Below are 7,038 nucleotides of genomic sequence, written 5' to 3'. Positions count from 1 at the left end.
TCGGGTTGAGGGCCTCCTCGACGGCCCGCACCCCGGGCTGCCGGGCGACATGCCGCAACGCCGCCTGGAGATCGCCCCGCACCTCCACGGCCCGCACGATCCGGTTGCCGTGCATGAACAGCGAGGTGCGCAGCAGCCGGGTGGCGTCGTCGACCTGCGCCTCGGGGGACGCGTAGTTCGACAGCAGCTCGGCGACCTTGGCCTCGCTGCCCGGCCGCACCGTGAAGGTCAGCGCGTGCCGGACGACGTTGCCGCCCACCCGGGGAGCGGCCCGCAGCTCCTCGCCGGCCGGGGCGGACGACGCGGCACCGTCGGCGGCGGTCTCCCGCAGCACGCTGTAGCGCAGGGAGCGGGTGTCGCGGACGCAGTCCTGAAGGGGCTCCACGGTCGCCAGGTGCTCGTCGCTGTTGACCCACGCCAGGAAGGGCGCCGCGCTCTCCCACTCGCTGGTGAGCAGCCACTGCGTCGGGTTCTCCAGGGACTGGCACAGCTGGTCGCTGACATGTCCCGGCACGGCCGCGACGCGGTGGCGGATGCGCTCGTAGGCGTTGAGGAACTCCTGCTGCATGCCGTCGTGGATGTCCAGCATCAGCACGACCCGCACGCGGGATCCGTCGAACGCCGATATCGAGACGCCGCCCACGTCCGCGGACACGGCGGCCGTCGCCCCGGCACCAAGGGCTGCGGCATCCGTCGATCCGGAATCCGACGACACGACGGGAGAGACCGTCATCCGGCCCACCTCTTCTCGGGGGTTCCTCGTGGACTGGGGAAGTACGACCGTCGCTGCGCGCGCCGTGTGCGGCGGGGTGCGCCGGTCGCACAAGCACGATCGTGTGCCGTGCCCGCGGGGACCGCGAACCAGACGGGTTAAGCGGGTGAAGCCTGAGCCGCCGCAGGCGCCACGGGGCATGCATGAAGGCCCGGCCCCTGCATGTCACGGGACCTGCCACTCGACGACGGCCCGACCGCGGCCCGACGCAACGGAGGACGAGCGATGAACGAAAGAGCCGATCGATCGGGGCCCGGGATCCACCGCGTCCCGGTGCTGATCGTCGGAGGTTCCCTGGTCGGCCTGTCGACCTCGGTTTTCCTGGGTCGGCTCGGCGTCCGGCACACCCTGGTGGAGCGCCACGCCGGCACCTCCATCCACCCCCGCGGACGCGGCAACAACGTCCGCACGATGGAGCTCTTCCGGGTGTCGGGCACCGAACCGGACATCCGGCGGGCCGCCGCCACGCTGGCCGACAACCACGGCATCCTCCAGACCCCGACGCTGGCCGGCGACGCGGGGGAGTGGCTGTTCAAGCAGATCGACCCCGGCAACGGACTCGCCCGGTTCAGCCCCAGCGGCTGGTGCCTGTGCAGCCAGAACGACCTGGAGCCCGAACTGCTCGCCCACGCCCGCGCACTCGGCGGCGAACTGCGCTTCGGCACGGAGCTGCTGTCGTTCGACGCGGACGCCGAAGGGGTCACGGCGATCGTCCGGAACCGGGAGACCGGCGAGAACACCACGATCCGCGCGGACTACCTGGTGGCCGCCGACGGCCCCCGCAGCCCCGTCCGCGAGCAGCTCGGCATCGGTCAGAGCGGCCCCGGCGACCTCTTCCACAACATCAGCATCACCTTCCGCTCCCGCCGGCTCGCCGACGTCGTGGGCGACCGCCGCTTCATCGTCTGCTACCTCACGGCTCCCGACGCGGACGGCGCCCTGCTCCCGGTGGACAACCGCGTCGACTGGGTCTTCCACGCCCCCTGGCACCCGGAGACCGGCGAGACGCTGGAGGACTTCACCGACGAGCGCTGCGCCGCCCACATCCGCCGCGCCATCGGCGACCCCGACCTGGACGTCGAGATCACCGGCAAGGCCCCCTGGCACGCCGCCCAGCGCGTCGCCCGCGGCTACCGCTCGGGCCGCGTCCTGCTGGCCGGCGACTCGGCCCACGAGATGTCCCCGACCGGCGCGTTCGGCTCCAACACCGGCATCCAGGACGCCCACAACCTGGCCTGGAAACTGGCCGCCGTCCTCGACGGCTGGGCGGGCGACGGCCTCCTCGACACCTACGACGCCGAGCGCCGCCCGGTCGCCGAGGCCACCAGCGCCCGCGCCGCCGCCCGCTCCGCCGAGCACAGCCACCCCGGCTTCGCCCCGCCCCCGGCGGCCGGCGGCGGCGGCGGTCCGCAGCGCGGCATCCTCAACGTCGCCCTCGGCTACCGCTATCCCCAGGGCGCGGTCGTCGGCGCCGACCCGGCGACGCCGGTGGTCCCGGACGCGCTCTCGCTGACTGGTGAACCCGGCAGCCGGGCCCCGCACCTGTGGCTGCGCCGCGGCGACGACCGCGTCTCCACGCTCGACCTCTACGAGCGCACCCTCGTCCTGCTCAGCGACGCGACGGAGCCCAGCGGCTGGCACGAGGCGGCGACCCGGCTGGCCCACGAGACGCGGATCCCGCTGACGCCGTACCGGGTCGGCAAGTCCCCGGACGCCGAACTGCTGCCCGAGGACGACGACACCGACTGGGCGAAGGCCCACGGCGTGACGCGCGGCGGGGCGGTCCTGGTCCGCCCGGACGGCTTCGTCGCCTGGCGGGCCCCCGGCCCGGCGCCGGACCCCGCGGCGATGCTGCGGCAGGTGCTGGCGTCCGTGCTGTCCCTGCCGGACAGCACGGACGTCGCCCGGCCGGAGCCGAGCGTGAGCGGCATGGTTCACGCCGGCGGGTGAATCGCTGACGGGTACGGCCTCCCTGCCGGTGGACCCGGCGTGCCGTCACCGGGCAGGGAGGGCGCTCAGTGGCCGCGCAGCCGGGCGAGCGTGGCGTCGAGGTCGGCGTGGCCGGGCCGGTTGTGCGGCAGCCTGGCGAGCACGGCCGCCATGCCGCAGGTGTCGGTGAGGGCGGAGAAGACCAGCCCGCCCGCGATGCCCGCGGACAGCAACTGGAAGGCCGGGTGCACCAGCAGGCCGAGCAGAAGACCCAGCAGGACGAGCAGCCCGGCGGTGAGACGGACCTGCCGCTCCATGCCCCACGTGGCCTTCGCGGGCCCCTCCGGCCGGGCGAGCTCGTGCCCCTGCGCTGCCCAGGCCCCGGTGCCGCCGACGAGGGTCGCGGCGTGGACGCCGTGCTCGGCGAGGACGCGGCACGCGTTCGCGGAGCGGTTGCCGGAGGCGCAGACGACGAGGACGTCCCCGCGCTGCGCGGCGGCACGGACGGCGGGCAGGGCACGCCGGAGCCGGTCCAGCGGCACGTTGAGGGCGCCGGGCAGGTGGCCGCCGGCGTACTCGCCGGGGGTGCGGACGTCGATGACGGTGAGCTCGTGCAGGCGGGAGTGCGCCTGGCGGGGGTCGAGGGTGGCGGGGGTGGTCATGGGGCGAGGTCCCTTCCGTGGACGTCGGTCGGTGGTCATGTGGTGGTGGCTCACGGGACGAGCGCGTCGGCGAGCATGAAGAGGGCCACCGCGAGAAGCACGTAGGCGAAGAGGGTCTGGAGCGTCCGGCCCCGGACCTTCGCCGCCAGGCGTTTGCCGTCCCAGGCGCCGAGCACCGCGGCCGCGGTGAAGGGTCCGACGACGGCCCAGTCCAGGTGCGTCCCGGTGCCCGCCCGCGCGCCGAGCGCGGCGAGGGAGTTGACCGTGATGACGAGGAGGCTCGTCCCGACGGCCCGGCGCATGGCCAGCCCCAGCACGCCCACCAGCGCCGGTACGGCGAGGAAGCCGCCACCCACCCCGAGGAACCCGGTCACCGCCCCGAGCCCGGCCCCGACGGCACCGGCCCGCGCGGGGCGGACGGGGAGCGCGGCCGGGCCGGTGGCAGCGGGCCGCAGCATCCGCGTCGCGGCCAGCGCGGCGACGGCCGAGAAGGCCACGACCAGCACGGTCGCCGGCACCCGGTCGGCCACCGCCCCGGCGAGCATCGCGGGCACGACACCCGCGGCGGCGAACAGGAGCCCGGTGCGCCAGGCGACGTTGCCGTCCCGGGCGTGCCCGCTGAGCGCGGTGACGGAGGTGAGGGTGACGATCACGAGGCCGGCCGTCGTCGCGTCGGCCGGGTCGAAGTGGAGCAGGTAGATCAGGGCGGGCACGGCGAGGACGCTGCCGCCCCCGCCGAGACCCCCGAGGGCCAGGCCGACGACGGCACCGGCGAGGAGCGCGGCGATCAGAGCGGTCATGCTCAGCGGCCGGCGCCGTGCGGATCGTCCGAGCCGTCGGTCACCGTCAGCCCGGCGGCCGAGGCGGCGTCGAACCCGTCGTCCACCGCCACCACGTCCCGTCCCGCGGCGTGGAGCATCGACGCGGCGATCGCGGCCCGCATACCGCCCGCGCAGTGCACCCACACGGTGCCCGCCGGCACCTCGTCCAGCCGTCCGTGCAGCTCGTGGACCGGAAGGTGCACCGACCCGGCTATGTGCCCGGCGGCCCGCTCGGAGTCCCGCCGTACGTCGAGGACGACCACCCCGTCCGTGCCGCGCCCCGCCAGTCCGGCGAACGTCGACCTCGGGAACGACACCGGCCGCCCACCCTCGGGCACCCACGCCTCGGGCACCCCGGTCGCGGCGCCCGCGGGCCGGTCGATGCCCACCCGGACCAGCTCCCGCTGGGCGGCGGCCAACTGCTCCGGGGACTCGGCGAGCAGCGTCACCGGCTTGCCCCACGGGATCAGCCAGGCCAGGTACGTGGCGAGCTTGCCGTCCGCCTCGAAGTTGTACGACCCGGCGACATGCCCCTCCGCGAACGCGACGCGGCCACGCAGGTCGACCACCCACTCACCGGCCGCGAGCCGGGCGGCGATCTCCTCGGCGTCGGCGACGGCCGGCGGGGTCAGGTCGACGGGCGCGGGCCCGCCGGCGTTGGCCGGGCTCATGTGGGCGTAGTACGCGGGGACGTCGTCCAGCCCGGCCAGCAGCCGGGCCACGAAGGAGTCGACGTCCTCGGTCAGCGCGGCGTTCACGGCCTTCTCCCGGCCGATCGTGGTGGCGTCCCCCTCGGCCTGCGCGGAGGAACAGAAGCTGCCGAAGCCGTGCGTCGGGAGCACGGACGTGTCGTCGGGCAGCTCGGTGGCCAGACGGTGCGCGGAGGCGTGCTGCGCCCGCGCCAGCTCCTCGGTCAGCCGCGGCTCCACCAGATCCGGACGCCCGACGGTGCCGATGAGCAGCGAGCCCCCGGTGAACGCCGCCACGGGAACGCCGTTCTCCCGGAGCACGTACGAGGTGTGGTGCGGGGTGTGCCCGGGGGTGGCCACCGCCCGCAGCTCCAGCCCGGCGTCGACGCCGACCGTGTCACCGTCGGCCACCGGCACCCGCGAGAACGAGACGCGGGCCCCGGCCGGCACCAGATACACGGCACCCGTCAGCCGGGCCAGCTCCAGGCCGCCGCTGACGTAGTCGTTGTGGAGGTGGGTCTCCACGACGTGCGAGATCCGCACCCCGCGCCGGGCGGCCACGGCCAGGACCTGATCGACGTCACGCGGCGGATCCACCACGACGGCGCTCCGCGCCCCGCCGGCCAGGTAGGAACGGTTGCCGAGCCCCTCCAGTTCGAGGGTGTCGACGAAGAACATCGGGCTACTCCTTACTCGGGCAATTACCCCCCGGGGTATACAGGCCACCGTAACACGAGTACCCCCGGGGGTATCCGTCACTCGGGCGGCGGCCGATGCGACGGTCCCGCCGCCTGTACCGGAGCCCCCGCCTGGGGCACTGTGTCCCCGACCGACCACGTCCGTCACAAGGGGGGATCGACGATGTGGGAACAGTTGCCCGCGTTGGCCGGCGTCGTCGTGGGAGCGGCCGGCTCCTACCTGGCGACCAGCCTCACGGAACGCAGCCGGTGGCGACGGGCCAGGGCCGAACGCTGGGACCAGAAAAGACTGGACACCTACGCCTCCTACGCCAACGCCCTGAAGCACCAGATCAACATCGCGCAGCGCATGGGGGCGGCGAGAGGCTTCCAGCACGCCGTGGACCCTCTGGACCCGGAGCAGGGCCTCGCCCAGCTCGCCGAGGCCGAGGCCCGGCGCGCGGCGGAGTGGGAGTCCGTACTGCTCGTCGGCGACGCCGAGACCATAGCGGCGGCCCGCGCCTGGCACGAGGCCGTGTGGAACGTCGAGCTCTACGCCCGCGGCACGAAGGACGACCCCGCCGGCTGGGAGGACACGGTCCGGCGGATGAGCCGGGCGCGCGACGCCTTCTACACGTTGGCGCGCCGCGACCTGGGCATCGCGGGCCCGCCACCGCCGTCCGGGAACTGGCCCCGCGTCTGGCAGCAGGACGGAACGGGAACGGGCTGACGCACCCGCCCGCAGCCGATGGCGTTGTCAGTCCCCTCTGCCATCATCCGGCCATGCAGAACGACGCCTTGGCGACCCGGGACCGGGAGAGCGGCACGACGAGCGCCGTCGGCCGACTGCTGCGCGCGCTGACCGACCCGGAGTTCACCGACGAGGAGGGACGCCCCGACCCGTCACAGGTCACCGACGAGGAGCTGGGGAGCCTCTTCGTCGCGGCCTACCGGGTGGACACCTCGGCCCCACTGGCGATGCGCGCGGCGGCGGCCACGATCCGGGCCGCGGCCAGGGACCGCCGGCCGCGCTACACACCCGCCGCGTGCCGCCGGCTGTTCGAACTGCTCGTCGAGGAGTGCGGGGAACACGGCTGGGCCGACCTCACCCTGGGCCTCGACGCGCTGCGGGACTGCACGGGCCCGGTGCCCGACGTCTCGGAACCGGCCCGCAGCCTGGTCGGGATGTGCCTGGTCAGGGACGTCGTACGCCAGCCGTACGCGCTGCTCGCGGTCGCGGCCCTCGCAGGGAAGGAGACACTGACGACGGCCGTGGAACGGCTCTCCCGCGACGTCGGCCCCATCGTCGCCGACGAGACGGCCGTCATCGCAGGCCTCCCCCCGGCGGAACAGGCGGTCCTGTCCGAGATGGACCGGGAGCACAGATTCGTCGCCCCGCTCGCCCACACCTGGCACCGGTCGGCCGACAACCCGGCGTACGTGGCCTTCGCCCGCCGCGCGCTGGAAACGGCCGCCGACCGCACCGAC

At 74.7% G+C, this 7,038-nt stretch carries 7 protein-coding genes; 3 read left to right on the top strand and 4 right to left on the bottom strand.

Annotated features, from left to right (window positions below; translation table 11 throughout):
* A partial coding sequence (locus GTW67_RS24965; protein WP_202437661.1) for a SchA/CurD-like domain-containing protein occupies positions 1-733 on the bottom strand: 733 nt, incomplete at its 3' end.
* Between the two features lie 264 nt (positions 734-997).
* On the opposite strand from GTW67_RS24965, the gene GTW67_RS24960 reads away from it, so the two are divergent.
* Complete coding sequence (locus tag GTW67_RS24960; RefSeq protein ID WP_161167043.1) at positions 998-2,722, top strand: FAD-dependent oxidoreductase; 1,725 nt, start codon at positions 998-1,000, stop codon at positions 2,720-2,722.
* A 65-nt stretch (positions 2,723-2,787) separates the two neighbouring features.
* On the opposite strand, the gene GTW67_RS24955 is transcribed toward GTW67_RS24960, so the two are convergent.
* The 3 genes from GTW67_RS24955 to GTW67_RS24945 are packed head-to-tail and all read right to left on the bottom strand — an operon-like array spanning position 2,788 to position 5,551.
* Entirely contained in the window at positions 2,788-3,363 is a 576-nt protein-coding gene (locus GTW67_RS24955) for a rhodanese-like domain-containing protein (protein WP_161167042.1), read from the bottom strand.
* Positions 3,364-3,413: 50 nt separating this feature from the next.
* Positions 3,414-4,163: a sulfite exporter TauE/SafE family protein gene (locus tag GTW67_RS24950; RefSeq protein WP_161167041.1), complete on the bottom strand. Its 750-nt coding sequence runs from the start codon at positions 4,161-4,163 to the stop codon at positions 3,414-3,416.
* Between the two features lie 2 nt (positions 4,164-4,165).
* Positions 4,166-5,551, bottom strand: coding sequence for an MBL fold metallo-hydrolase (locus GTW67_RS24945; RefSeq protein ID WP_161167040.1), 1,386 nt, complete (start codon positions 5,549-5,551; stop codon positions 4,166-4,168).
* 183 nt (positions 5,552-5,734) lie between these two features.
* Here GTW67_RS24945 and GTW67_RS24940 point away from each other — a divergent pair, with 183 nt between their 5' ends.
* Both GTW67_RS24940 and GTW67_RS24935 read left to right on the top strand, forming a co-directional pair.
* A complete protein-coding gene (locus tag GTW67_RS24940; RefSeq protein WP_161167039.1) occupies positions 5,735-6,280 on the top strand; it encodes a hypothetical protein in 546 nt (181 codons plus the stop codon).
* A 53-nt stretch (positions 6,281-6,333) separates the two neighbouring features.
* Positions 6,334-7,038: hypothetical protein (locus tag GTW67_RS24935; protein ID WP_161167038.1), on the top strand; the 705-nt coding region annotated here is incomplete at its 3' end.

Origin of the sequence: Streptomyces sp. SID5910 (assembly GCF_009862125.1) — a bacterium.
In the GTDB taxonomy this organism is placed as follows: Bacteria; Actinomycetota; Actinomycetes; order Streptomycetales; family Streptomycetaceae; genus Streptomyces.
Note: the sequence above shows the minus strand (reverse complement) of the source record. Positions and strands in the feature narration are given on the sequence as shown.

What these genes read in the sequence shown, in the direction of transcription:
- GTW67_RS24955 (WP_161167042.1), bottom strand. Translation starts at nt 3,363, where the DNA reads ATGACCACCCCCGCCACCCTCGACCCCCGCCAGGCGCACTCCCGCCTG.
- GTW67_RS24940 (WP_161167039.1), top strand. Translation starts at nt 5,735, where the DNA reads ATGTGGGAACAGTTGCCCGCGTTGGCCGGCGTCGTCGTGGGAGCGGCC.
- GTW67_RS24945 (WP_161167040.1), bottom strand. Translation starts at nt 5,551, where the DNA reads ATGTTCTTCGTCGACACCCTCGAACTGGAGGGGCTCGGCAACCGTTCC.
- GTW67_RS24950 (WP_161167041.1), bottom strand. Translation starts at nt 4,163, where the DNA reads ATGACCGCTCTGATCGCCGCGCTCCTCGCCGGTGCCGTCGTCGGCCTG.
- GTW67_RS24960 (WP_161167043.1), top strand. Translation starts at nt 998, where the DNA reads ATGAACGAAAGAGCCGATCGATCGGGGCCCGGGATCCACCGCGTCCCG.